The organism is Rheinheimera sp. (assembly GCF_036782235.1).
Lineage (GTDB): Bacteria > Pseudomonadota > Gammaproteobacteria > Enterobacterales > Alteromonadaceae > Pararheinheimera.
In genome coordinates this window covers 150,082-174,351 of record NZ_DAIPZL010000005.1, presented here as the reverse complement: position 1 = coordinate 174,351, position 24,270 = coordinate 150,082, and the positions used below count along the sequence as shown (strand labels likewise).

General features: G+C 49.3%; 20 protein-coding genes. 6 read left to right on the top strand and 14 right to left on the bottom strand.

The window, feature by feature from the left end; genetic code table 11:
* Window positions 1-85 precede the first annotated feature (85 nt).
* Window positions 86-2,149, bottom strand: coding sequence for a sulfatase-like hydrolase/transferase (locus V7P87_RS08220; RefSeq protein WP_333797007.1), 2,064 nt, complete (start codon window positions 2,147-2,149; stop codon window positions 86-88).
* Window positions 2,149-2,796: a DUF2238 domain-containing protein gene (locus V7P87_RS08215; protein WP_333797006.1), complete on the bottom strand. Its 648-nt coding sequence runs from the start codon at window positions 2,794-2,796 to the stop codon at window positions 2,149-2,151. The genes V7P87_RS08220 and V7P87_RS08215 overlap by 1 nt, the downstream gene beginning before the upstream one ends.
* Before the next feature lie 156 nt (window positions 2,797-2,952).
* On the opposite strand from V7P87_RS08215, the gene V7P87_RS08210 reads away from it, so the two are divergent.
* Both V7P87_RS08210 and V7P87_RS08205 read left to right on the top strand, forming a co-directional pair.
* Window positions 2,953-3,885 (top strand): SPFH domain-containing protein, encoded by a 933-nt coding sequence (locus V7P87_RS08210; protein WP_333797005.1) that lies wholly within the window; start codon window positions 2,953-2,955, stop codon window positions 3,883-3,885.
* Between the two features lie 9 nt (window positions 3,886-3,894).
* Window positions 3,895-4,371, top strand: coding sequence for an NfeD family protein (locus V7P87_RS08205; RefSeq protein ID WP_333797004.1), 477 nt, complete (start codon window positions 3,895-3,897; stop codon window positions 4,369-4,371).
* 143 nt (window positions 4,372-4,514) lie between these two features.
* Here the strand turns inward: V7P87_RS08205 and V7P87_RS08200 are convergent, their stop codons facing one another.
* Window positions 4,515-5,456: a pseudouridine synthase gene (locus tag V7P87_RS08200; RefSeq protein WP_333797003.1), complete on the bottom strand. Its 942-nt coding sequence runs from the start codon at window positions 5,454-5,456 to the stop codon at window positions 4,515-4,517.
* 198 nt (window positions 5,457-5,654) lie between these two features.
* On the opposite strand from V7P87_RS08200, the gene V7P87_RS08195 reads away from it, so the two are divergent.
* Together V7P87_RS08195 and V7P87_RS08190 are read left to right on the top strand one after the other, a co-directional pair.
* Window positions 5,655-6,269 (top strand): hypothetical protein, encoded by a 615-nt coding sequence (locus V7P87_RS08195; protein WP_333797002.1) that lies wholly within the window; start codon window positions 5,655-5,657, stop codon window positions 6,267-6,269.
* Entirely contained in the window at window positions 6,256-7,011 is a 756-nt protein-coding gene (locus V7P87_RS08190; RefSeq protein WP_333797001.1) for a DUF3307 domain-containing protein, read from the top strand. Before V7P87_RS08195 ends, V7P87_RS08190 begins: the two co-directional genes overlap by 14 nt.
* A gap of 93 nt (window positions 7,012-7,104) precedes the next feature.
* Here the strand turns inward: V7P87_RS08190 and V7P87_RS08185 are convergent, their stop codons facing one another.
* Window positions 7,105-8,379, bottom strand: a complete 1,275-nt coding sequence (locus V7P87_RS08185; RefSeq protein WP_333797000.1) for an MgtC/SapB family protein — start codon at window positions 8,377-8,379, stop codon at window positions 7,105-7,107.
* A 98-nt stretch (window positions 8,380-8,477) separates the two neighbouring features.
* Complete coding sequence (locus V7P87_RS08180) at window positions 8,478-10,013, bottom strand: sensor domain-containing diguanylate cyclase (RefSeq protein ID WP_333796999.1); 1,536 nt, start codon at window positions 10,011-10,013, stop codon at window positions 8,478-8,480.
* 282 nt (window positions 10,014-10,295) lie between these two features.
* Between V7P87_RS08180 and V7P87_RS08175 the strand changes: the two genes are divergently transcribed.
* Both V7P87_RS08175 and V7P87_RS08170 read left to right on the top strand, forming a co-directional pair.
* Window positions 10,296-11,111 carry a hypothetical protein gene (locus V7P87_RS08175; protein WP_333796998.1) on the top strand — a complete coding sequence of 272 codons (816 nt, stop codon included), beginning with the start codon at window positions 10,296-10,298 and terminating at the stop codon, window positions 11,109-11,111.
* A 454-nt stretch (window positions 11,112-11,565) separates the two neighbouring features.
* Window positions 11,566-14,541 carry a TonB-dependent receptor gene (locus V7P87_RS08170; protein WP_333796997.1) on the top strand — a complete coding sequence of 992 codons (2,976 nt, stop codon included), beginning with the start codon at window positions 11,566-11,568 and terminating at the stop codon, window positions 14,539-14,541.
* Between the two features lie 586 nt (window positions 14,542-15,127).
* Here the strand turns inward: V7P87_RS08170 and V7P87_RS08165 are convergent.
* From V7P87_RS08165 to V7P87_RS08125, 9 genes are all read right to left on the bottom strand, one after another.
* Window positions 15,128-16,735, bottom strand: a complete 1,608-nt coding sequence (locus tag V7P87_RS08165) for a Na/Pi cotransporter family protein (RefSeq protein ID WP_333796996.1) — start codon at window positions 16,733-16,735, stop codon at window positions 15,128-15,130.
* Window positions 16,736-17,316: 581 nt separating this feature from the next.
* The gene (locus V7P87_RS08160; protein WP_333796995.1) at window positions 17,317-19,224 is read right to left on the bottom strand and encodes a DUF885 domain-containing protein; all 1,908 of its coding nucleotides are present in this window, start codon (window positions 19,222-19,224) and stop codon (window positions 17,317-17,319) included.
* A 260-nt stretch (window positions 19,225-19,484) separates the two neighbouring features.
* Complete coding sequence (locus V7P87_RS08155) at window positions 19,485-20,684, bottom strand: pilus assembly PilX family protein (protein WP_333796994.1); 1,200 nt, start codon at window positions 20,682-20,684, stop codon at window positions 19,485-19,487.
* Window positions 20,681-21,223 (bottom strand): PilW family protein, encoded by a 543-nt coding sequence (locus V7P87_RS08150; protein WP_333796993.1) that lies wholly within the window; start codon window positions 21,221-21,223, stop codon window positions 20,681-20,683. The genes V7P87_RS08155 and V7P87_RS08150 overlap by 4 nt, the downstream gene beginning before the upstream one ends.
* Window positions 21,224-21,232: 9 nt before the next feature.
* Entirely contained in the window at window positions 21,233-21,652 is a 420-nt protein-coding gene (gene pilV, locus V7P87_RS08145) for a type IV pilus modification protein PilV (RefSeq protein ID WP_333796992.1), read from the bottom strand.
* Entirely contained in the window at window positions 21,643-22,110 is a 468-nt protein-coding gene (locus V7P87_RS08140) for a GspH/FimT family pseudopilin (protein ID WP_333796991.1), read from the bottom strand. The genes pilV and V7P87_RS08140 overlap by 10 nt, the downstream gene beginning before the upstream one ends.
* Window positions 22,110-22,514 (bottom strand): type IV pilin protein, encoded by a 405-nt coding sequence (locus V7P87_RS08135; protein ID WP_333796990.1) that lies wholly within the window; start codon window positions 22,512-22,514, stop codon window positions 22,110-22,112. Before V7P87_RS08135 ends, V7P87_RS08140 begins: the two co-directional genes overlap by 1 nt.
* A gap of 635 nt (window positions 22,515-23,149) precedes the next feature.
* Window positions 23,150-23,620: a GNAT family N-acetyltransferase gene (locus V7P87_RS08130; protein WP_333796989.1), complete on the bottom strand. Its 471-nt coding sequence runs from the start codon at window positions 23,618-23,620 to the stop codon at window positions 23,150-23,152.
* A 52-nt stretch (window positions 23,621-23,672) separates the two neighbouring features.
* Complete coding sequence (locus V7P87_RS08125; RefSeq protein WP_333796988.1) at window positions 23,673-24,230, bottom strand: GNAT family N-acetyltransferase; 558 nt, start codon at window positions 24,228-24,230, stop codon at window positions 23,673-23,675.
* Window positions 24,231-24,270 lie beyond the last annotated feature (40 nt).

The window sequence follows — 24,270 nt, the reverse complement described above, 5'->3', positions numbered from 1 at the left end:
TACAGCCTTGTCTATCAACGGCAGCTTCAGCTGCCGTGTTGTGTAGCCAAAAGCAAATCAGCTGTAACTTGTGCCTGCTGCTGTTTCACCCCTGACTGAGCCCGTGATGTAAGTCCGATTGCTGATACCTCAGCCAGCCCCAATGCCGTATTAATTGTTCTGCTGCTTGCTGCTGTGGTGCTGTCAGTTGCTGCTGTTGTTTGTGGTACAACATCAGGCGCTTTTTGCCACGCTCACTTTGGGCACTGAAAAATTGATCCCGAAAATCATACAGCAATCTGTTGTTGTCACTGTTTATCGCAGCAATTTGCAGCGGCGCCCGGATAAGCCCGACCACCTGCAATACCTCAGGCACAGTTGCGGCCGGCTCTGCCGCTGTTGGCCCCAGCAACAGCGCCTGGCGCAATATCAGCTCAGCCATCTGCACATGGCCAAAGACCGCCGGCAATTGTTGTTGCTGATTGCTGACATAAAAAATGCGGGTCTGGGCGTCGTTCAGCTGATGGCCATGGCCTAAAAAACCATCATCAAACAGCGACTCACCATGATCAGCCGTGACCACCAATAAGGTGTTCTCCATCACCTGCTGCCGGGCCAACAATTGTTTTATCTGGCCAAGCGCCAGATCGGCATTAGCCACGGCATTGGCGTAACTTTGTTCCAGCAATTTTTTATTACGCTCGTTGATTTGACTGCGGCTGATCAGCACTTCACTGAGTAGCTTTTTGGTCTGGCCGTGTACATAAGGGTAATGGGCAGCCTGCAGATTAATGTACACAAACTGCGGTTGTTGCCAGTCAAGCTCGCTGAATCTCTGCGCAACCTGCCGCACCACTCTGTCCTCACTCAGGCGCAGCGAGCCCAGCGTGGTTGAGGGATACACCCGGTCTTGTATCGCGGTTTTGGCATCAAAATAATAATGCCCCGGCGCCTTCATACCGACTGTGGTGGCCACATCGCCAAAATCTTCGGCCTGACCGGAAATAAAGTTTTGCTGATAACCCAGTTTAGCCAGCGCCTGCACCAGGCTCATTTCCACTGGCCTGCTGCTTAAACTGCGGTTAAACAAAGCTTTTAATGAACTGGTCGTAAAACCGGTATGGCTGTAGACCTGCTGGCTAAAACTGCCTTGTTTGGCAATAGCCGACAACTCTGGCATCACCGCCTTGCCGTCTAAAGTTGCAAACAGCTGATCCGCCCTGACACTTTCCAGCACTACCAGCACCAGATGTTGTGGCCGGCGCTGTTCACGAATGGCTTGTTGTACCAGCGCCGGCAGTCTGTCCTGCGCTTTTGGCAAAGCCGGCAAATCACCAAATAAGTCATCTTCATCAATGCCATTGGCCGGTATATCCATGGCACCCGGGAATCTTTTGGCATCAAAAGGATGTTGGTCTGCCTTGGGTAAAAACCAGCCATAACCGTCGCCATCGGCGTCGGTCAGGGCTGTGGCTATAGCAGCAAATAACTGCTGCGAAACTTTTTTATCCAAAGCATCATGGTATTGCTGCCTGGCCCCCACCCATTGCAATTGCAGCGGCATCAGCAATAAACAGCAGCAGGTTAACAGCCACCAGCCGCGCCTGTGAGGTAATAAGGTCAGACGGTGGCGCTCCAGCCGGCGGTACACCAGATAAAATAACAACACCAGCAATAACAGCGGCGCCAGCAGCAATAACAGATGGATACCAAGCTCCGCCGCCACCATCCGGATCGCCTGCCAGCCACTGCCGCCGCCCAGATTCTGCAGCACCTGCCAATCCATATTACCGCCAAAATAAGACACCAATTCAGTGCGCAGCAGCACGGCACACAGCAGCACTGTCAGCAGCAATAACATAAACATCAGATGACTGCGCAAACTGGCTTTACCACGCAGCAACAGCAAATACAGGCTAAAAGCGAATAAAATCAGGACAAAGTCGGCCGCTGCGGATAACAGTACAAACAACAGACGTTCAACAGGTTCGTCAAAAGTCAGAGGGCGCAAAAAACCAGGTGCGGTAAATAAATCAAATTGCCGAACTAATAACAGGCTTTCGCTGATACACAACAAGGCGGCCGCCAGACACAACAACAGCAATGAAGTTTTATCGATGCGAAGATGGCGGCTATACCAGTCTCTGCCAATGTTTATAAATGATTTCATTAAGTTACGGATGCTCCTGACCTGAGAACTGTCAGTTGCCGCTGATGCAGTTTGCCAAGCAGCAATAAAGCCGACAAGGCACCAAGCAAGGCCATAAACATATCAGACTGGGTATCCCACATATCACCCTGAGTGCCTAAAAACTCATCAGCGCCCTGACCCAAAGCCAAAGCGGCGCCCCACTCTATCAGCTCATAACTGGCGCTGATGGCAAGCACTACACAAAGGATCAGAAAATTCAGCATTCTGACCGAACTGACATAAGCACCCCGCCATAAAATTTCCCGTGCCGCTATGGCAGGCACCAGCCCCTGAAAAAAGTGACCAATTTTGTCATAAGGGTTACGGTCAAGCTCCAGCCATTGTTGCAACATAAAACCCAGAGGCACCCGGGCATAGGTATAAGCGCCACCAACAATCAACACAACACAGTGCCAAAAAATCAAAAAATACAACAAGCTGGTTAGCGGGTAACGGTGTTTGCTCCACCACAATAACGGCAGCACTATCAACACCGGCAACACTTCCAGCAGCCAGGTGATCCGGTCATAAGGGGCCAGCCCCGACCAGAGTAATAATCCAATTAACACCAGACTGCCGAGCCATTGCAGCAAACCCAAAGGGGAAAAAGCGGAAAATATCTGCACCTGAAACCTCTGTAAAACCAAAGCCTTGCCTAAAAACAGCGCAAATGAGCACTCTGCTTTTGGCTCCGGCTTTGCCGGTCCTTTTTTATTTACAAATATTCAACCCGGTGGCACATTGACTGCTGTTTTTGCCGTCTTGCCCAAAAAGGAGTTTGTATGCCGGAGTTATTTGTTCCTGTTTTATCTGTGATTGCTGTGTTGATTGTGATCAGCAAAGCTGTGCTGATTGTGCCACAAAATATGGCCTTTATTGTCGAACGTTTAGGCAAATATCATGACACCATGACCGCTGGGATGCAGTTTATCATCCCTTTTATTGACCGTATTGCGTACCGGGTGTCACTCAAAGAAAGCGCCATTGATATTCCAAGCCAGGCCGCTATCACCAAAGACAACATCAGTCTGACCATAGATGGTGTGCTTTATATCAAAGTGATGGAGCCTTATAAAGCATCTTATGGCATTGATAATTATGAATATGCGGTGATCCAGCTGGCACAAACTTCCATGCGTTCTGAACTGGGTAAACTGGATCTGGATAAAACTTTTGAAGAACGCGACAACTTAAACGCCAAAATTATTGAAGCCATTAACCAGGCCTCTGCCGCCTGGGGTGTGCAGGTGATGCGTTATGAAGTCAAAGACATCAGCCCGCCGGCTTCAGTGCTGGATGCGATGGAAAAACAAATGCGCGCCGAGCGGGAAAAACGGGCCGCTATTCTGGATTCTGAAGGTAAACGTCAGGCTGCCATCAACCTGGCTGAAGGTGAAAAACAGGCCACTGTACTGGCCGCCGAAGCCGACAAAGCAGAGCAGGTACTTAAAGCCGAGGGTGAAGCATTGTCGATTGAACTGGTGGCTGCAGCCCGTGCCAAGGCGCTGACCATGATTGGTGAAGCGGCCGCCACCACTGAAGGTCAGGCAGCGGTGCAACTGGATTTAGCCACTGAAGCCATTGCAGCAAAAAAGGCCATTGCCAAAGCCTCGACTGTGGTGTTGATGGACAACGATAAATCTGCCGCCGGCCATACTGTGGCAGAAGCGCTCAGTGTGGTGGCGGCAATGCAAAAATCCGGCAGCCTCAGTTAAGGAGCGACCATGGTGTTATCTATTACAACCTGGTTGATTTTACTGGGTATTTTATGTGTGATTTTATTGCCTTTTGCCGTGCCCGGCATTTTAGAGGCGTTGTTATCATTGGGTATTGCCAGCTTTTTGGCGGCTACTTTGTTGTCGCTCGGCATCTTGCCTGACTCCTGGCCCGCCATGCTCACCGCCCTTGCCATCAGCACTTTATTGCTGGCCTTGTTGCTATGGAAGCCCCTTAGAAAACTGCAGCAAGGTCATGTCAGACTGACAGAAAGCCCGGCCATTTCTGATTTTGTAGGTAGCAGGTTAACTCTGAGTGCAGACGCCGGCAAAAGTCACAGCAGCACAGTGCAATTTAGCGGCCTGAGCTGGCAGCTGAAGTTAAGCCCGGATTGCCCAACTGATACCTTACCAGCCGGCACTGAAGTTGAAATCACAAGCGCCACTGTAGGCTTATTGCTGGTGACTTTACCAAAACAACAATAGACCGCAGCACAAAAGGTTTTTCAGTCAGTGCATCGTTCGAAAATCAACTGCTTGTTGCCAGGGGCTTCAACAGGGTTTTAAACAGGCACTTTAAAATAAACGCTGCAATTGCAGCGTTTTTTTTGGTTCTGAAAAGTACAAACTCAGTCACTCTTGCACTCTGCCGGTCTGTGTGGCCAGCTTTGGAGCTGTCGCTCTGAACAAAACTGCTGCGGTTTACCGCTGATGGGGTCGGTAAAACTTAAGCTTTTGGCCAACAGCTGCAGCGGCTCACTAAAATCCAGCGCCTGTTTTGGCAACAAGTTTGGGTAATATTTGTCGTGTAACAGCGGCAAACCAAGGCCCAGCATATGAACACGCAGCTGATGGGTTTTGCCGGTGAAGGGGGTTAACTGAAATAAACCCAGCTGTTGCTCAATATCCAATAGCCGGATCTGGGAGCGGGCATTCACCTCCCCCGCTACCTGCTGCATTAAAAACTTTGGCTCCGATTTTTCCAGCCGGTTTTCTACCAGCCACTCCTGCCCTGGCTTTAGTTGCGGCTCAGCGCCAACGGCCTGGCCTTGCGGCAAAGCGGCCACAGCCTGATAAGTTTTCTGTATTTGCCCGCTGGCAAACAGCTGATAATAAGCGGCTCTGCTTGCCGGTTGTTTACTAAATAACACTAAACCAGCGGTTTCACGGTCAAGCCGGTGCACAGCCACTAAATCCGGCAGTTGATGCTGTTGTTTCAGCCGCTCCAGCAGACATTCATTGACATAGTCACCACCTGGGGTCACCGGCAAAAAATGGGGTTTACAGGCCACCAGAATATGCTCGTCCTGATAGACCAGCTGCTCACAAAAAGGAATTTTGGGTTCTGTCCTGACTTCGCGGTAATAACATAAACGCCGGCTTGGACTAAAAGGCGTATCGGCGCTTAGCACCTCACCGCCAAACCAGTGAATTTTACCTTCGGCAAAACGCTGCTGCCAAATGTCAGCTGGAATACGCGGAAACTGCAGACATAAAAACTCCAGCAGGTTGGCACAACCCGGATTCACCGGTGGCAAGGTAATTTCAGAGGCCCGGTTGGCGATACTCATCGGCTGACTCTTGGAGACACACAAAACATCATGCTACCACAGCAAGCCCCTGGCCGGATATGCAACCCAGCCCAACCTGGTAAGCAAAACTGCGAACAAATAAAAAAGAAACCAAAATGGCTTACATTTTAAAATGTAAGCTATAATGCTTACACGAAAGATATGACTGCAGCACAATCCGGCAGCATGGAGACACAAATGGCAGTTTTTGCGGTGATCACAGGCGATCTGGTGAAATCATCCAGTTATCAAAGCACAGATTATGACCGGTTGTTGTATCTGCTGGATCAAAGCCTGAGGTTATGCGCTGAACCTCAGCATTTTAATATTTACCGTGGGGACGCCTTTCAGTTGTTGCTCACAGACCCCAGCCAGGCGGTGCGCGCCGCTTTATTGCTCAGACTGAACTTAATTGCCGAAGGTACAGACGCCAGACTTTGTATTGCTATCGGCGCCGCCGACAATTTAAGGGCCGATATCAAAACCGCCACAGGGCCGGTCTTTACTTTATCCGGCACAGGACTGGACCGGCTGTCGCAGCAGCGCTGGAGCCTGTATGACGCGGCGGGCAAACAGCCGCTTGATTTATTGTTTCGGTTTGCCGACGAGCGGCTGATGCAGCTGACTAAACGTCAGGCCCAGGTGTTATTGTTGTATTTATTGGCCGAAGATAAATCGCATAAAACCCTGGCTGTCGAGCTCAATAGCTCCAGAGCCAATGTCACGGCCTTATTAAATCAGGCCAGCTACCTTTTATTTGACGACTTTTTGCAACATTGCCACCACTGGATCTGCGACTATGTTCAACACTGAATTTTTGCTGCTTGCGGCCTTATTTGCGGTGCACCTGCTGGCCGATTTTTACCTGCAACCCCAAAGCTGGATCAAAGACCGGCAGCGTCGTTTAGGCTCCAGCGCTTTAGTGGCACATAGCCTGGTACACAGCGGTGGTTATCTGCTGGTGCTGTTGTGGTGGAATCACAGTTATGGCTGGGGCTGGCACCTGGTGCCAGCACTGCTTGCCACTGCAGCTTTGGGGTTGAGTCATTATCTGATTGATTTAACAAAGTCTTATGCCAAAAACAGCGCCGGTATTTTTTTGCTGGACCAACTGCTGCATCTGGTGATGATCCTGCTGGTCTGGGGTTATTATTGTGATGGTTTTACTGCGCTGCAGTCGGCATGGCAACAGTTTTATAAAACTTCGTATCTGGCCGTGCTGCTGGCGTATTTATGGGTGCTTAAACCCAGTTCAGTGCTTATCCAGCTGCTGCTGCAAAGCTGGCACAGTGCGCTGCCCGATCAGCAGGCCCCCCAGACCTTACCCGCCGCCGGCCATCATATTGGTATGCTGGAAAGAGTGTTGATCCTGACTTTTGTGCTGTTGGAAGAATATGCCGGTATCGGATTTTTACTGGCCGCCAAATCGGTGTTCCGTTTTGGGGATTTAACCAGGAGCAGCGAAACCAAACTGACCGAATATGTGCTGCTGGGCACCTTGCTTAGCGTCAGCCTGAGCTTTTTACCGGCTTTGTTATTTAAGTTGTGGTTTTAAGCAAAAACTATGGTGAGCCCTGTAGTTAACAACTCAAGCCAGCACTGAGGTCAGTCAACAGCATTTATTGGCCTGATGCGGCTTTTACGGGGCTTAACCCAACCAGACAATCAGCATACCCACAAGTAAAATCAGGCTGGTGGCCAGCATTAACTTGCGTCTTAACAGCACACTGCCAAGGGTCATCACCAACAGGCCTTTCACCAGGGTATTACTGAGCACAGCCACCAGCAAAGCGGCTGCGGATAAACTTAACTGGTTGTTTTGTCTGGCAAGTTCCGTCATTGACAGGGTAATGGCGTCCACATCTGTTAAACCGGCAACAGCCGCCACCAGATACAAACCTTCAGCAGGGGCATAATGTTCGGTCAGTTTCACCGTCAGCAGCACCAGCGCAAATAACAACGCAAATTTACTGGCCGCCCACAGGCTAAAAGGGTTACTGAGGCTGTCCTGGCGCTGTTTAATTTGCCGTCCGGCATTGCCGCGCCAGTAAAAAAAACCGGCCAAAGCAGCGGTAAATAAGGCCATCAGACTAAAAGGCAGCCAAATGTGCGCCAACAGCGGCAAGTACACCAGCGCCACAGTCACCATCACCCGCACAAACATCACCAGCCAGGCCAGTAGAATACCGCTTGCCAGTTTATCGGCCGCATCGCTGTCAACTTCGCCTTTACTTTGCCTGGCCATACTCATGCTGACAGCTGTAGAGGACACCAAACCGCCGGCAAGCCCAGCCAGAGCAGTGCCACGGCCAGAGCCTAATAGCCGTATGGCGATATAACCCAATAAAGACAAACCGGAAATTAAAATCACCAACAACCAGAGTTTGTAGGGGTTCAGCGCCAGCCAGGGATCTATGGCGTGATCGGGCAACAAGGGCAAAATAATAAAAGTGGCCAACAATAATTTGCTGCCGGCATATAAATCCGGGGTATCAAGTTTACTGACCAGACCATGCAGTGGCTGCTTAAAAGTTAAAATGGCCGAGGTTAAAATGGCCAGCGCCACTGCCAGTTCGGCATAACCAAACATCACAGCGCCGCCCAATAAACATACGGTAATAGCGCTGATTTCAGTGGTTAGGCCAAGTGCGGCCGGTTGCTGGCGGTTTTCCAGTACATAAGCGGTGACCACCACTGAAGACAACGTCAGCACTGCACTGATAAACAACCAGGGGCTTTGCAGATGAATGGATAACCAGGCACTGACAGCACCGACCTGAGCTATCAGAATAAAAGTGCGTAAACCCCCAAAGGTGCCCGGATGTTCAGTGGTTTTGTGTTTTTCGCGTTCTATGCCAACCAAAGCACCTATGGCCAGCGCCAGCAAAAAATTCCGCACTGCAACCACATCAAATTCTGCCATGCCAAGTCTCTGAATTTATTCGGTGATATCAACATCATGGCCGATTTTTACCACAGGCAGCAAGGCCAGAACCTGAGCTGGCGCAGCTTTTTGCGTTTTTATTGCACCGGGCTGCGCTGCTGCCCTTCATCGGCCAGCACCACCTGATTCCTGCCCTGATGTTTGGCGCGGTACAAAGCCTCATCGGCCAGCTGAATTAACAACTCCGGATCCTGTTGCGGCATAGGCGTTAATACCGCAATGCCGATGCTGACAGTGACATGACCAAGCGGCGAGCCCTGATGCGGAATATGTAACGAAGCAAAAGCCACCCGCATCAGCTCGGCTTGTTGTTTCAGATAGCTAATTTCAGCCTGAGGCACCACCAGTGCAAATTCTTCCCCACCATAACGGGCAGCTAAATCGGTGGCCCGGCGTGCCCCCAGCCTCAGCAACTGCCCTATCTGGCGCAAACATTCATCGCCCTGCAGATGGCCGTATTGATCGTTGTAATTTTTAAACCAGTCCACATCCAGCATCATTAAGCCTACTTTTTGGCCCAAGCGGCTGGCTCTTTGCCACTCCGCAGCCAGATAACTGTCAAAACGTCTTCTGTTGGCAAGGCCGGTCAGCGCATCAGTCACACTCAACAGTTCCAGTTGCCGGTTGGCTTCGGACAGCTGCCGGGTACGCTCTTCTACCCTTTGTTCTAACAACCTTTTGCTGCTTAAAAGTTCTGTGGCCCAGATTTTACGTAGCCTGCGCTGCTCAGCCAACAAGGCCTGGATCACTAAAATTACCGCGGCCAAAAAACCACAAAATAATTGCATGGCGGTTTCGGTATCAGTCGGGTGCTCTGAAATAAAAGGCCCATAACCTGCGGTGGTGCCCACCCATACCAGTAAAAAAGTCATCACCTGAAATAAAAACACCACACAAGGGCTGGCGGTTAAAGTGACGAACAGTAACGGGATCAATAATAAAGCAGGTTGTAAAAAGGCCGGCGGCAACCAGATTTGTCCCGGGCCAAACAGAAAAAATGCGGTTACAGACAAACACAATAACGCCAGCAGTTTAAGCCTGGCCTGACGTAAACTACGGCGCCAACCGGGCTGCAACTGCTGACACATCAAAAGTGGCGCCACCACCAGCGCACCCACCATATTGCTGACACTCCAGTTCACCACACCGCTGAGATAACCATGCGGCCAGGGTAAGTTAATCAGCCAATAACTGCCGACACCAAAAACGGCAGCCACCAGACCACAAAGGGCAGTAGCCGGTAAAAAGCGTTTTAACACCCATTGTAAATCAGCAAAAGACTGAGCCATGCTGCCGATTTGCTGGCATACCCATAAAGCAACCATAGCCCCCAAAGTATTGCCTGTGGCTGTCGCCAGACCGACAAACAATACCTGCCAGGACCAGAGCGACTGCTCCAAACCGGCAAAATACACCAGCACCACCAGCATCGACGCCACAAACACCAGCCAGGCCATCCGATAGCCAAACAATAACAAAGCAGCAACGGCAACACCTGCAGAGGGCCAGACACTGATGGTCTGGAACAGGTACATGGTAATAAAGGCGAACAGAAGATAATAAAAACCAAACCAGAACCAACGCGTTTTGGCAGCTTTTTCCTGCCCTGCCATAGTGCTGATTGTCCTCGGTCGTGATACTGCTGGCTCTGTCAACGCAACAATCCTGGTTCTGTTTCAGATGCAATCTCTTAAGCATCGTCAATTTCGAAGCAGTGTCAACTAAATCTGTCAAATGCCCCCACCTTTTCACCAGCAGTCTTGATGATGCAAAGTGTTATTTGAGACTGAAGTGACAAAACTGCCTCACAATAGGGTTTCATCAAACCACATCTGAGGTTATTGTTACTTAAAGGTTGTCATTTTCGCCGGTGCTGTTACAACAAAGGATTGTTTATGAGAAAAAACATCATGCGCTACATCGGATTATTTTCCGGCGTATTACTAACACTTACGGCTTGTGACAGTGACAACAGCACAACCTCTGCAGCAGCTGAAGTTACACCACCAGCTGCAACCTTGCCAACGCCTTTACCTTTGCCCGACAATAGCCAGCAACAGCATTATCAGGTTCTGTTATTTGGTAACAGCCATATGCGCAGCCACAACTTTTCTCAATTGCTCACGCAACTGATCCAAACAGGTAAATCTGCCAGCCAGGTGACAGTAGTGACAGCTCCTGGCGGTAGTTACCTCGACGAACGATATTATCAGGCTGAAAGCCGCGATTTAATTGAGAAAGGTAAATGGACTCATCTGATTTTGCAGGGACAAAAATATTCGACGTCCGGCCTTTACGATTACCCAACCGGTCTGACTGCCGCTTGGGTTGAATTGGCCAAAACCAAACAAACAACCCCGGTACTTTATCCTGAGCATGCCCAAATTGGTAACTTTGATGAAGGAACCCAAATTTACAACATCCTCAAAAAAGTACAGCAACAACATCCGGCTTGCTTAGCCCCCATCCCCTATGCCTGGCAACAATTTATAACACGACACTCCGACATCCAACTGCATGAACGTGATGGTAATCATGCCAATCTGCAAGGCGCCATGTTAAGTGCGCTGGTGTTATATGAGGTGATCACAAACTCGCCGGCCGATCAATTGCCGTATATCGCCAGTATTGCATTAACTGCCACAACTCAGCAGTTGCTGCGACAGCAGGCATCCGCAACTTTGCAGCAATACCCTGCTTGTAGCAAATAACACAATAAGGCTTAAGGACGAGTTCCAATCCGCTGCACAGATGGGCAGACAGTATTCTTAAACAGCTTGCGCAAACTGTATTGCCAGAACGCTGCTGATAAGCTCCAGCCCCGAGCCGCTCTGAACCCAATCTAAGCTGTTGTTACCCTCCCCCTCCGCCTTGCGAGCCATAACCCACTGGTCGGAGCAATAAGACTCTCCCTGCCTTGCCCTGCAATCAGCATCCGCTGGTAAAAACAAAATAACATGATGATTTAAATATATTTACTGACTATTTTTCCCGACACACCACAACAAGCTTTGTCGTTTCTTCCGCTGAAAAATCACCACAAAAATCTAACACCAGAGTCAGGTTCAGCCATAACCCCTTTACAACTGGTGTTTTTTTAATCTAGGATGCTGATCACCTTAAATGGTATACAATATATTTAATACAATATAATAAGGATTAAAAGTGAAACACAGTCGCAATATCAACAACTTACGTTTGTCTGTTCTGGCAAGCGCCCTGGCTTTTGCGTTGCATACAGTGCCGGCTCAGGCGCAGGACAACACCAGCGGTTTGTTAAAAGGTGTGGTGAGCACAGCGTCAGGCCAGCAAGTGGCACAGGCTACTGTCACAGTCAAACATCTGGAACAGGGTTTTACCCGTTCAGTGCAAACCAATGCCAAAGGTGAATATGTGCTGCGCGGTTTACCGGTCGGCCGTTATCAGGTACTGGTCAGCGAACCGGGCCAGACGCCTGTTGCCATGGAGCAAATTAACATCAGCCTGGGTCAGAGCCTGGTGTACACGCCGGTGTTAAAACAAGGCGGTGCTGATATTGAACGTATTGCGGTGGCAGGCGCGGTGATGCGCCAGATTGATACCAGCGACTCAACCGCCGGCCTCACCATTGACGCCGACACCTTAGATTTAATGCCGGTCAACACTGGTTTTGAAAATATTGCTTTGTTAACCCCAGGTGTGGCCCGCAGCGCGCAGTTTGATGCCTCCAGCTTTGGTGGCGCTTCATCCGCCGAAAACGGTTATTTTTTAAATGGTATGAATATCAGCGCGCTGCGCACCGGCATTGGTTCTATTCACCTGCCGTGGGAAGCCATTGCCCAAACCCAGGTGAAAACCGGTGGCATTTCCGCAGAATACGACCGTTTTATCGGTGGTGTGGTCAATGCGGTGTCACGTTCGGGCAGCAACGATCTGCAATACGGGGCTGAACTGCGTTACGATCCGGCCAGCCTGCACAGCCCGCACAATACGGTGTACAAACCCAATGGTGCCATGTCGATTAATAACGAAGATAAAAACAATCAATTTCAGGAAGCCAATATCTGGGTCAGTGGCCCTTTGTTAGAAGACAAAGCCTTTTTTTATGCGCTGTTTAACCCGCGTGAATCGAACAACGAATACGCCAATTCGGCCGGTACTTTATTTACCGACTACACCAAAGATGAAAACCGCTGGTTTGTAAACCTGGACTGGTATCTGACCGACGATCACAGCCTGACATTCACTGCACTTGATAACAGTGCCGACGAAACCTACCGTGAATTTGCCTGGAGCAAAGATGCCGGCGTGGGCAATAACACAGGCACCACGGCCCGCACCTCAGGCGGCAATATGTATTCGGCCCGTTATCAGGGCTTTTTAACGGACGAATTATCTGTTGCTGCCACAATTGGCCGGGTCGAAGACAGCCGGGCTACAGTACCAACCAATGCCCTGCCAGGCGTCTGGGACTATGTCAACCTGAACGGCGAAAGGTACGGTAACTGGAGTACCAGCAACCTTATCAGCGAAGATTATCAGCGCGACCAGATGCGTTTTGATGTGACTTATCAGCTTGCAGATCACACCTTACAAGCCGGTATCGACAGCGAAAAGCTGAGTGTGGATTATCTGGAATTCCAGAACGGTGTCGGTAATGCCCGCGGCTGGTGGGACTACCGTACTTATCCGGCCATCCCCCGTATTGGTTTGCCACAAGGCACTTATATACGCCAGCGCCAGCGCGACACCGGGGGTGAAACCGAAGTGAATTCCAGAGCTTTATATATTCAGGACAGCTGGCAAATCAGCGAAGGTCTGACACTCAATGCCGGCTTGAGATACAGCAACTTTGAAAATACTGCCACCACAGGCCAAACCTACGCCAAACTGGAAAACCAGCTGGCGCCGCGCTTACAGCTGATTTGGGATCCGGTGGGCGATGGTGAGCAGAAAATTTTTGCCACAGCTGGCCGTTATTTCCAGCCGATTGCCGCCAATATGAACATCAAACAGGCCAGCGGTCAGAAAGATGTGCATTTTTATTATCAGCCAGGCGCATTAAATGCCGACGGCACGATAAAACTCAAAGCCGACGGTTCGCCTGAAATTGGCAGCCTGGTGGCCACCAATCAGGTGCAAAGTGGTGAAGTGGATGTAGAACGTATTGCCTCCGATAACCTCGGGCCTATGTATTCTGACGAATGGACTTTAGGCTACGAGCAGCAGCTGAGCGACAGGCTAAAAGGTGGTGTACGTTTTGTTTACCGTGATTTAAAACAGTCGATTGAAGACTCAGATTTAGGTCCTGTGGTGGCACAGTGGCTTAAACAAAATAATGTGCAGAATAAAGCCAACGAACATTATTTTTATACGCTGATCAACCCAGGCAAAGACGTGGTGTTTTTGTATGACTTTGATAAAGACGGCAATAAAGAGCGGGTTGAACTCAGTGCCGCAGATTTACAATTGCCGGATCCAAAACGCCGTTACCTGGCCTGGGAATTTACCCTTGAAGGCCGGCCAACCGATGAGCTGACGCTATTTGCGTCATACGTCTGGTCACACAGCTGGGGCATGACCGAAGGTTTGGTGCGTACCGACAACGGCCAGGCCGATCCGGGCTGGACCACCTCTTATGACTATGCCGACTTAATGGACCACGCCGCCGGTAACCTGCCAAACGACCGCCGTCATGCGCTGAAACTCAGTGGTGTCTATCAGCTGAGCGACGACTGGAGCATGGGTCTAGTGGCTCGCGCCACCTCGGGCCAACCGCGCAACAAGTTCAGTATTCACCCAACTGGGGTAGATACCTGTGAAACAGGTTTATGGGCCGACTGGTGTGCCAGCCAATGGTATGACGAGGCATCATTTTATGACTGGGACGGTACGCCAGCCCCCAGGGGCAGCGCCGGCCGCCTCGACTGGCTGTATGAACTGGACTTTTCTGTCACTTACGCCACCACCATCAAAGGCGGCGATTTAACGGTTAAGGGGACCATCTACAACCTGTTTAACTTCGACACCCCTATTACGGTGAATGAAATAGCACAAGTGACCAAAACCGACGGCAGCTTCGCTGCCAACCCGGACTGGAACATCTCCACAGAGTTGCAGGACGCCCGCACCGCCTCACTGGTGGTCCGCTATTCGTTCTAAGGGTTAAAACTCAGCTTTGCAGCACCGGGCAGCACAGCTGAAGCATAAAGGGCAAAGCTGAACCTTAAAGCGTCAACCAACCGGCCACAGGCAAAGCGAGGGAAAGCCCCGCCTGTGGCCGGTTATTATTTGGGATTTATTGAGCGGATAAGGTGGTATTGGAAATGTGCTGATAAAGCAATTTATTGCTTTGACCATTAACAACTGGTTTGGCTTTGACTGATGGTCGTCCGCTCTTTGATTTACACTCAACCACCAGTTTCAGCAATCATCCATTTAATTGATCGTCAGCTATGAACGAATTAAGACAGCTTAACACTAGTGCAATCTAAAAAATCGAATGCCGACTTCACTTTAAAAGCAACATTCCCTTGATGAAGGGGGAGTCATCTGGTTTGTGATTGCAGGTACACTAGGCTGCAGAGTGAAGGGTTACGTATGGTAAGCTCTCCAGTCACACAACCTTACCGGCTAAGACCTGAGGTTATGCTTCCTGTGGTTGGATTAGCAGCAAAAACCACAAGCAAAATTTGGTTGTGCTCGCATCAATGATTGGACCTTAAGTGATAATTTTGTGAAACTCCGCTCAAGCTTCTGCGCCAACTTCACTATCCTGATCCGAAGTTAACAACAAGCCGGCTTTGATCCTCAACTCAATGGCTCGGCGACTCAAATCCAGCCCTTCGAGTAAAGTTTCCAGTTCAGCAACTGCCAGGTTCTTTCTGACCGCGGCTTCCAGCAATTCGCGGCGCGCATGACGATGCGCATCGCGCAGCGCTTCCAGTGCATCCGTCAAGGCCCGGCTATCATCGCTATGTGCAGGGTTAAGACCATTTGCGGCCTGCGCCAGTAAGGTGGCCAATGCTGTCGCTTCTGTACCATGCAGCATCGCCTGATGCTGGACAAAATGGCGCAAATCCGGTGCCAATTGAGCAGATCTCTGAAAATACCTTGCGGTGTAGAGCGCATTGGCTAACTGATTGGCAGTGTGTTGATCCATGGCCTCTGGCCGGATCCCGGCAATAAAATTGGTGATGGCAGTGCTCAGCGCTTGAATTGCTGCTGAAAATCGGGTGAGTTCGCTGACAGAGCGAGACCCGCTAAGGGCTTGCTGTAATAAGCTGACCAGCATGCCTGACAAACGCTGAAGCTCCTGTTTTAATGCGGCTACAGCCAGAGAAGGCGTACTGCTCAGGGTAGCGTCGAGATAACGGGGCAGCGCCAGATCATCTTCAGCGCTGCGGAATAGTCGTTCAAGCAGCGTGGCGAATCGCCCTGCAACAGGCAACATAATAATTACGCCAAGCAGGTTAAACAGGGTGTGAAACAGCGCCAATAGCGCGGTAGGACTGCTCTCAAGCTCCAGCACATTACCCAGTTTCTGGACAAATGCAAGCATCAGCGGCAGCAGGCAAAGTGCCACCACGCCGGTGATTAGATTAAAGCCGATATGACTCAGCGCCAGCCTTTTAGCAGCAGAAGTTGCTTTCAGTGTTGCCAATGCGGCAGTCGACGTAGTGCCAAGGTTGGCACCGATCACCGCCGCGGCTGCGCCTTCAAACCCGACAATACCACCGGCGAAGGCTGTCAGGATAATAGCAATTGCTGCGCTGGATGATTGCGTGAGCAAAGTGGCGGTAAAGCCGACCAGAATCATCCCAGCCCAATTGGGACCATCACTGCTGCCCAGATTGGCGCTAAAACTCACGGCAACACTTTCAAAGGCTTCTTTGAGCAGCTCAAGCCCCAGAAAAAACAAAGCAAAACCGGTTAATGCATCACCCAGTCCTTTGCAGCGAGCGGATGCCGTCAGTAGCCGTAGTGTAACGCCAACCACCAGCAGCGGTAATGCCAGCGTATCAATTTTAAAGCCAAACCCAACCAGACTAACCAGCCAGGCCGTCATCGTTGTGCCGACATTAGTGCCAAAAATTACCCCCATGGCCTGGCGCAGGCTGAGAATGCCTGCATTGACAAAGCCGATGGTGGCAATAGTGACCGCACTGGAAGATTGCACCAGTCCTGTGACCAGGATCCCAACTCCGACGCCTCGCCAGGGGGTGGCAGTCCATTCACCTAATAATTGTTTAAGGCGGCTGCCGGCAAATAATGTTAAACCTTCAGTCATCAGGCGCATCGCCAATAAAAACATTGCAAGACCGCCTAGTGCCTGAATCGCGGTATTTACATCCAAAGCTAACTCCCCAAAAAAAAGCCGATGGGTTATCCCCAGAATGATATTGCAGGGTAAAGGAAGGTCTTACAAGCCGACAGCAATAAACCACCTTTTTGTGCTTCTAATAAAGCATGATTTCGCCGCCAGCTAAGATGGAACCTCAACAGGTGCGCCATAATCTGGCGACGAGGCGCAAATCATCAGGTTATCAGAGTCGGCCCCCTCTATTCCAGCTCACCCCGAACTACAGCTCCCCCTGGAACTAACTTCTCTATCTCAAACTAACTTCCGTCTCAGATAGAGCTTTTATATTCGCTAAACTGAACAAGGGTTTATGATCGATCAGCGCTTTTCCCTTCCCCTTTTCGTCTGCTTTTGAAGGCTGGCGGAGGGGGTTTTGCGCGTCACTTGTTGTCGATACGAATAGCAACACCCTTGCCAGGACAAAACTGCATAGCCAACTTAGCTGCCAGCTCACTATAAGCATTGCCATACCTGCGCAAACAATAAAAAGGCGTACCGCCTAAGCCTGTACGCCTTTTTAATACTCGCCCAGACCACAGAGCCTGGCGAGCCACTAACCCTTTAGTCGCCGCTGATTAACCAGCCGCAACAGGTTGTGCTTTTACTGATGAAACCCAGTTATTGACGCGTTTTTCCAGCACGTCCAGTGGCAATGCTCCACCGCCTAAAATGGTGTCGTGGAAAGCGCGTATATCAAACTTGCTGCCAAGTTCGGTTTTGGCTTTTTCACGCAGTTCCAGAATTTTTAACATGCCAATTTTATAAGCCGTTGCCTGACCTGGCCATACAATATAACGGCGCACTTCAGACACCACAGCGCCTTCAGCCACCGGTGTTTTGGCTTTAAAATAGTCAATGGCTTGTTGTTCAGTCCAGCCTTTAGAGTGCAGACCTGTGTCGACCACTAACCGTACCGCACGCCACATTTCGGTGATCAGGCGGCCAAAGTCGGAATAATCGTCTTTATAAGCGCCCATTTCTTTAGCCAAAAGCTCAGTATATAGCGCCCAGCCTTCAGAATAAGCGGTAAAACCGGCCTGAGTACGGAAGGTCGGCACCGACTTTAACTCTTGTGCAATGGAAATTTGCATATGGTGGCCAGGGTTGCCTTCATGGTAAGCAATGGCTTCCATTTCATTTTTAGGCATGGCTTTCATATCAGACAAATGTGCGTAATAAATACCAGGGCGTGAACCGTCCGGTGTGCCCGGGTAATAATGCTGCGCCGCGCCAGGCTGTTCACGGAAGGCCTCTACCCGTTTTACGACTAAAGGTGCTTTTGGCAGAATGCCAAAATACTCTGGCAGTTTTTTATTAATGTAATCTAAATAAGCTTCTGAATCTTTTAAATAAGCATTGCGGCCTTCGTCGTTGTCCGGGTAGAAAAAGCGCACGTCGGTTTTAATAAATTTAAAAAACTCGGCTAAATCGCCTTTAAAACCTACTTTGTCTTTAATGGCGATCATCTCGGCGGTTAAACGCTCAACTTCATTTAAACCAATCTGGTGAATTTGCTCAGCAGTTAAGGCTGTGGTGGTGGACTGTTTTAACCGCAGATTGTAATAAGCCACGCCATCCGGCAGCTTAGCCACACCTGTGGCAATTTTGTCTGCTTTATCCAGCTCGCTGGTTAAAAAGCCCAGCAGCGACTGGTAGGCCGGCTGGAACTGACTGGTTAACGCAGTTTTTGCATCAGCCAATAACTGTTGTGCTGCTTTGTCATCCAGTTTGTCGGCTTTCACCAGTGCATCAACTTTGTTTTTTACGTCAGACCACAGCGGTGCGTCTTTATCAGATTCGGTAAAAGGGGCGCCTGTCAGCAGATTATTAACTTGCTCAATCACCCCCTCATAAGCAAAACGGGGTGGACGCACACCAGCTGCAGCGGCTTTTTCCGCCCTTTGTTGTAAATCAGCAATGGCTTTAGCCACACCACCAATACGTTTAACATAAGCTTCCATATCTTTTACATCGTCAACTTTATGGAAGTTCATCAACAGTTGCGGTAGCAAGGCATGCACACCCTGCATCTGGTTAAATACGTAACGGTTGCCGCGGAACTTCACCGCTTCTGCTTCTTGCTCGTATTGGTAAACCCATAAATCATATGAAGTTTTAGCTTCAGGCTCTAACTTCTCGTAATCAAACTGCGCTTTAAGTTCAGCCACTGATGCCGCCAGCCACGCCAGTTGTTTGTCTTCGGCCTCTTCGGTCATTTCATCAATCTGGTCGTTTTTGTCTTTACGGCCAAGGAATGTCAGCTGCAACGGGCTCATTTGCAGCTGCTCTTCGTATTTGGCTTCAAACCACTGATTTAACCTTGCTGTTTCGTTTTGTTCAGCCGCTACTGCCGGGGCTGTTTTGTTATCCGCTGCGGCCTGCGGCGCTGCTGGTTGTGTTGTCGTTTGTTCCGGAGCCTGTGAAGCCGGATTACAACCTGCCAATAAGGCAGTAATACTCAGGGCTAATAATGATTGGCGCACTTTTGTTATCCTTTTGCGTTGTTGCTGGGTTAAACTTTTTTACTACAGCTAAGGCTGTAATTTGTATCAGAATTCATCAGAAAATTGTAACTGCCAAAACTGCTGTGGCCAAAGCATAACCGCTTCAACAGCCAAGGTCTAAAACTGATTTGTAAGCTAAACTTTCAGCCGCCAAAATCCCGTACACCACAGCGGAAACACAGAAAAAAACCGCCAGCAGGCGGTTTTTTTCTAGGTCAGCACAGCGTCACGATCTGTGGTTAATAACCGTCTATCACTTCACTCCATAACGACATGGAGCTGGCAGTGCCACTACCGCTGGCACCTGGCCCGCTTTGTAACTGCCACATTTGTTTGGCTTTACCATCGTCTTTTAATAAGTCACGCGCTTTGGTCAGGGCATCTAAGTCGTATTGGAAAGTGGCATTACCACCCCCATTAATATCAAACACAAAGGTGGCTTCGGCTTCACCAAAACTCCACTGTCCTGTCACCGCATCTTTTTTCGGGTTGGCGAATACAATAGAACCTTTTAAGTCGCGGTTACCACCACCGTTCATTTGGAAGCTTTGACCACGCACCACCACTAAACCTTCAAAATCCAGCAAGTTACCACTGATGGTCAGGTTACCGTCAATCACCAGAATACCTGCACCTGTCGCCTTCCCCTTAAACTCGATATTGCCGGCCACATAAGTAATACGCTCTTCGCCCACTTTACCCATGTTATCCGGAGCTACACCACGTTGCGCCAACGGCATAGCGTAATATTGCGCTTTAATCGACTCAATAAAGTCGTTCATTTTTTCCGGATCACCGAAGGGGTCGTCAAAATCAACAACCTTGATGCCGCCCTGGTAATTATCCATCCGGTCTTTGGCTTCTATATCTTGTACAATTTTGTTGTAGTTGCTGTTCGTATTGGTAGCTAGGGCCGGGCCTATAATTTTCCCTGCGCTATCTTTTTCACCAATAACCTGAAATTTGTTACTGTTGGCAGTATCAAAAATTTTAATACCACCGATAATGTTCATTGCCCCCAGGTTACCTGAAGCCTTTTTCGGCTGATAATAAGCCTGAACTTTACGCTCAATACCGGTGGATGTGACGGTTCCTACACTGACCACCCGGACAAAACCAGGTTTACTGACAAAATCAACAGTCTCAATTTGCCATTCCACATTGTTCCCCAGACCCCGCTTGGAATCCTGTAGTGCTTTTAGCACTGCATCAGGATCGCCCCAAAGCCCGTTATTGTCTTCATCATCAAAAAAGGCTTTCACTTCAATCAGGCCACTTTCAGCCGCAATAAAAGCTTCAGATACCTGTTTTTGATTAGAAGAAATACGTTCGTTCATTTGCATCGAGCTGATACCGGCCACACTGATTAAGGTTGCCACCATCAGCAGTAACAACGAAATGATCAACACCGATCCTTTCTGACTATGCTTCATATTCATGCCCCCGCAGCTGGCGGAAATTTACTTTGCAAAACCGCATTTCGAAGCGCTGAGCGAAACGAAATACGATGCTGGCGATCCTCATTCCCACGGCTGGTTGTCAACTCAACTGTGGTTTCAATTTGCACTGCGCTGCCACATACCACAACAGCCCCCAGCGGGTCTAAACAAGCGACCGTAAAAAGATTAACGTTTTCGGCCACTATCGAGGCCGGATCAGCATTAAGCTGACGTGTCAGCTCATTGTTATTATTGCGCTGGTACACCACGGCACCGGCAGCAGTTGTCAGCGTCAGCACTGTGCCATTATTGGCAGTGGCCACGCCGGTAGCACCACGGCTATCGACTAAAATTGAATCGTTAATGTAGGAAAAATCACCCTGTAAAGCGGTAAAACGCTGTGCTTCGCTATAAGACAAATGGCCCGAAACCATCACTGAGGTGACCCCCCATAACAGAATGGCACCAAGTGCCAGGCTGATCATCAGTTCAACCAGCGTTACCCCGGTCTGATATGTAAATTGTCGCTGCAAATACATCAGATACTCCTAAGGATAAAGCCGGAATGAATAAGAAAATGACGTGTTTTCGTCATCGAACCGGGTTTCATCCCAGGTGATCTGCACTGTATATAAAGTATCGCCGGCCGCAGGTTCAATAATAGTTGTTACCAAACCAGGCAAAGTGACGTTATTGTTATTGGTCAGGAGCCAGCGCTGCTGTACCTGAGCCTGAATTTGCAGCACTGTCAAAGGCGCGGCGGCGGCTGCATTGGCCCACAATCGTTCCACTGTATCGGCCGCGATAATATTGGCTAAACCCCGCTGATAGGCGGAGTGACTGGACTGCAGCGTTTTCATTTGCAAACCCGCCAAACCTAAAGCGCCAAAAGCCAGAATTAACATGGCTATCAGCACTTCAAGCAAGCTAAAACCACCTTGTTTTACAACGCCAGCTGTTATTGACATTGTCCTGCCTCCACTGCAATTTTGCCACCCGGCAACACCGTCACCTGACGGCTGTATTTGCTGTTTTCATCCACAATGACACCGATACAACGCTGTTGTAATGGTCTGCCACGGCTATCGAAAATCACATTTTCGTCCCCACCCAGCGCTACGTTGTTGTCAGTAACGTCCAGACGGCGCAGCAATTCGTTGTTGTCGGTACGAAAAATCTGCATGTTCCAACCTGCTGTTGACTGAGCCATCCGCGCCTCCACGTTAAGTTGACGTTTAACCGCTTCAGAGCGGGCATAATGCAGATAACTTAAAATTTGGTTAGATTGACTTCTGGCTTTGCTGTCACGGATCAAATCCAAAAAAGAAGGGATGGCGATACCGACAATGACTGCAAAAACAGCCAGCGTCACCAGCAGTTCAATCAGGTTAAAACCTTTGTGGCCCCTGGCCCCCTGGCTTTTCATTACCAGCAAACTCCGGCTGTGGTGGCTTGTTTCTGACCTGTATTATCAATAGTAAACGTTTTGCATTCGGTATCTTTCGCCTGACGGCCTGTGGCTGTTGCCGTCAGGGTATAACTGGAGGCCTTAACATCGGCGGTAATGCTGTAATAACCATGGGTACTGGTCGTTGGTAACACCAGACCGGTATAACTGTTGGTTTCAGTGAATCGACGTTCCAGCAATTGTGCCGTGGTGGCAAGCGTATCGATGGCATCCGAGCGATGGGATCTCAGCACCATTTGTTGATAAGCAGGAAAAGCTATTGAAGCAATAATGGCGATAATCACCACTGTGACCATCACTTCAATTAACGTAAATCCTTTACTCCGTTTACCTGAACGAACAGACAACAACGCTCCATTCATTTACTTCTCCGTATGTTCTTATACAACTCAACATCATTCCGTACTGTAGAACAAACAAAAAACAATATCCAGAAGCACAAAAAACACATAAAAAAACACAAGACACGACACAAGAAATAAAAAAATAAACCATAAAAAAACATTTATTAAACAATGTGTAAAAATATCTGGCAGCACTCCACAATTTTGTTGCCAAAAAGTGCCTTCACTTAATGATCATGGCCACACAAAAGAACTCATTGTTAATTTAATGAAAATTATATTATCGATACGTATGTCAAAAAATGATTAAAACGCTGCATATTCAGCGAATAATTTCAATATAAACGCCGTCAGGTTGCACTGGTAAGAGCAGCATTTTGCATAAAACAGCAAAAAAGCCGACAAAACAGAGCGGTATGCTGATACAAAACAGCTGTTTTTCAAGAAAAACGATGGGTCAACGCCAGCATCGGACAAAATGCAGCAAAAAGGCAGAAAAAGGCGTTTATTAAAGAAGAAAAGTCTCAACTCTCAGACATATACACAGCCTTCACTGCAGCATCACATACTGGGTACAGATCACCGCAGATAAAAGCGGTATTCATCAGCATCAAACAACAAAAGCCTGATCACCGCAGGCCACAAAGCTAGTGTTATTGCTGCGTCAGCACGAGCAGCATCGGAACATCCCGGATACCTTGCGTATCACGCTGACCACCAACGGCAACAAAACCCAGGTGTTGATACACTGGCAGCGCGTATAAAGATGAATTGACAGTAAAAATTTTTGTGTCGGCCCGCTGCAGACAACGCGCTTTGGCCTCGGCAAAAAGTTTTGCAGCATAACCCCTGCCCTGGCAGTGACTGGCTACAAATAAATGGTACAAATGACTATTATCGCGGGTGGCCACTACAGCAACCAGCTCAGCATTCATTTCCCCCAGCAGATAATCAAAGTTTGGCTGCTGAATGTAACCGGCAATTGCGCTTTCGCTCATCGCTTGCAACAACAGTGCAGCCCCTTCTTCCGTGCAATCGGGCGCAATAAAACGCCGCGTTAAATCCTGCAGCAGCGCACTGATGGCGGCAGCATCGCTCAGACTTGCCGGCCGGATCGTGAACATCAGTTATTCCTCTGTAACCTGATACTGTTTAATTATCCGCGCTGGTTCGAGCCTATGTTGCACAGCCTGCGCCCTGCACGGCCTCCTGCTGCGGATTTTGCAATAACAACTGCCAATAACCTACATCCAGCCATTGGCCAAACTTGGTGCCCACCTGATAAAAATGCGCCACTTTTGTCATGCCGAATTTTTCGTGTAACGCCACACTGGCATCATTTGGCAAGGCAATACCGGCCATCACAGCATGGTAGCCGGCCTGAGTTAATTGCAGCAGCAGCTGCTGCATTAACAGGCTGCCGTACCCCAAACCTGCGCTGTCAGGCGACAGATACACACTGGATTCTACCGAAAAACGATAACCAATCCGGGCACGCCAGGGGCTGGCATAAGCGTAACCTATCAACAGCCCTTGTTGTTCCAGCACCAGAAAGGGCAAAGCCGCTTGTCTTATCAGCTGTATCCGCTGCAGCATCTCGTTATCCGTTATCGCGCTTTGCTCAAAGGTAACAGTACTATGTTCAATATAATGGTTATATATCAAAGCAATAGCTTCTGCGTCTGTCTCTGTCGCCGGTCTGATCCTGGCCTGCAGTTCTGAAGATTTATCCACAATCCACCACTTGGTTAAGATGATTTCAGGCGGCCTTGCC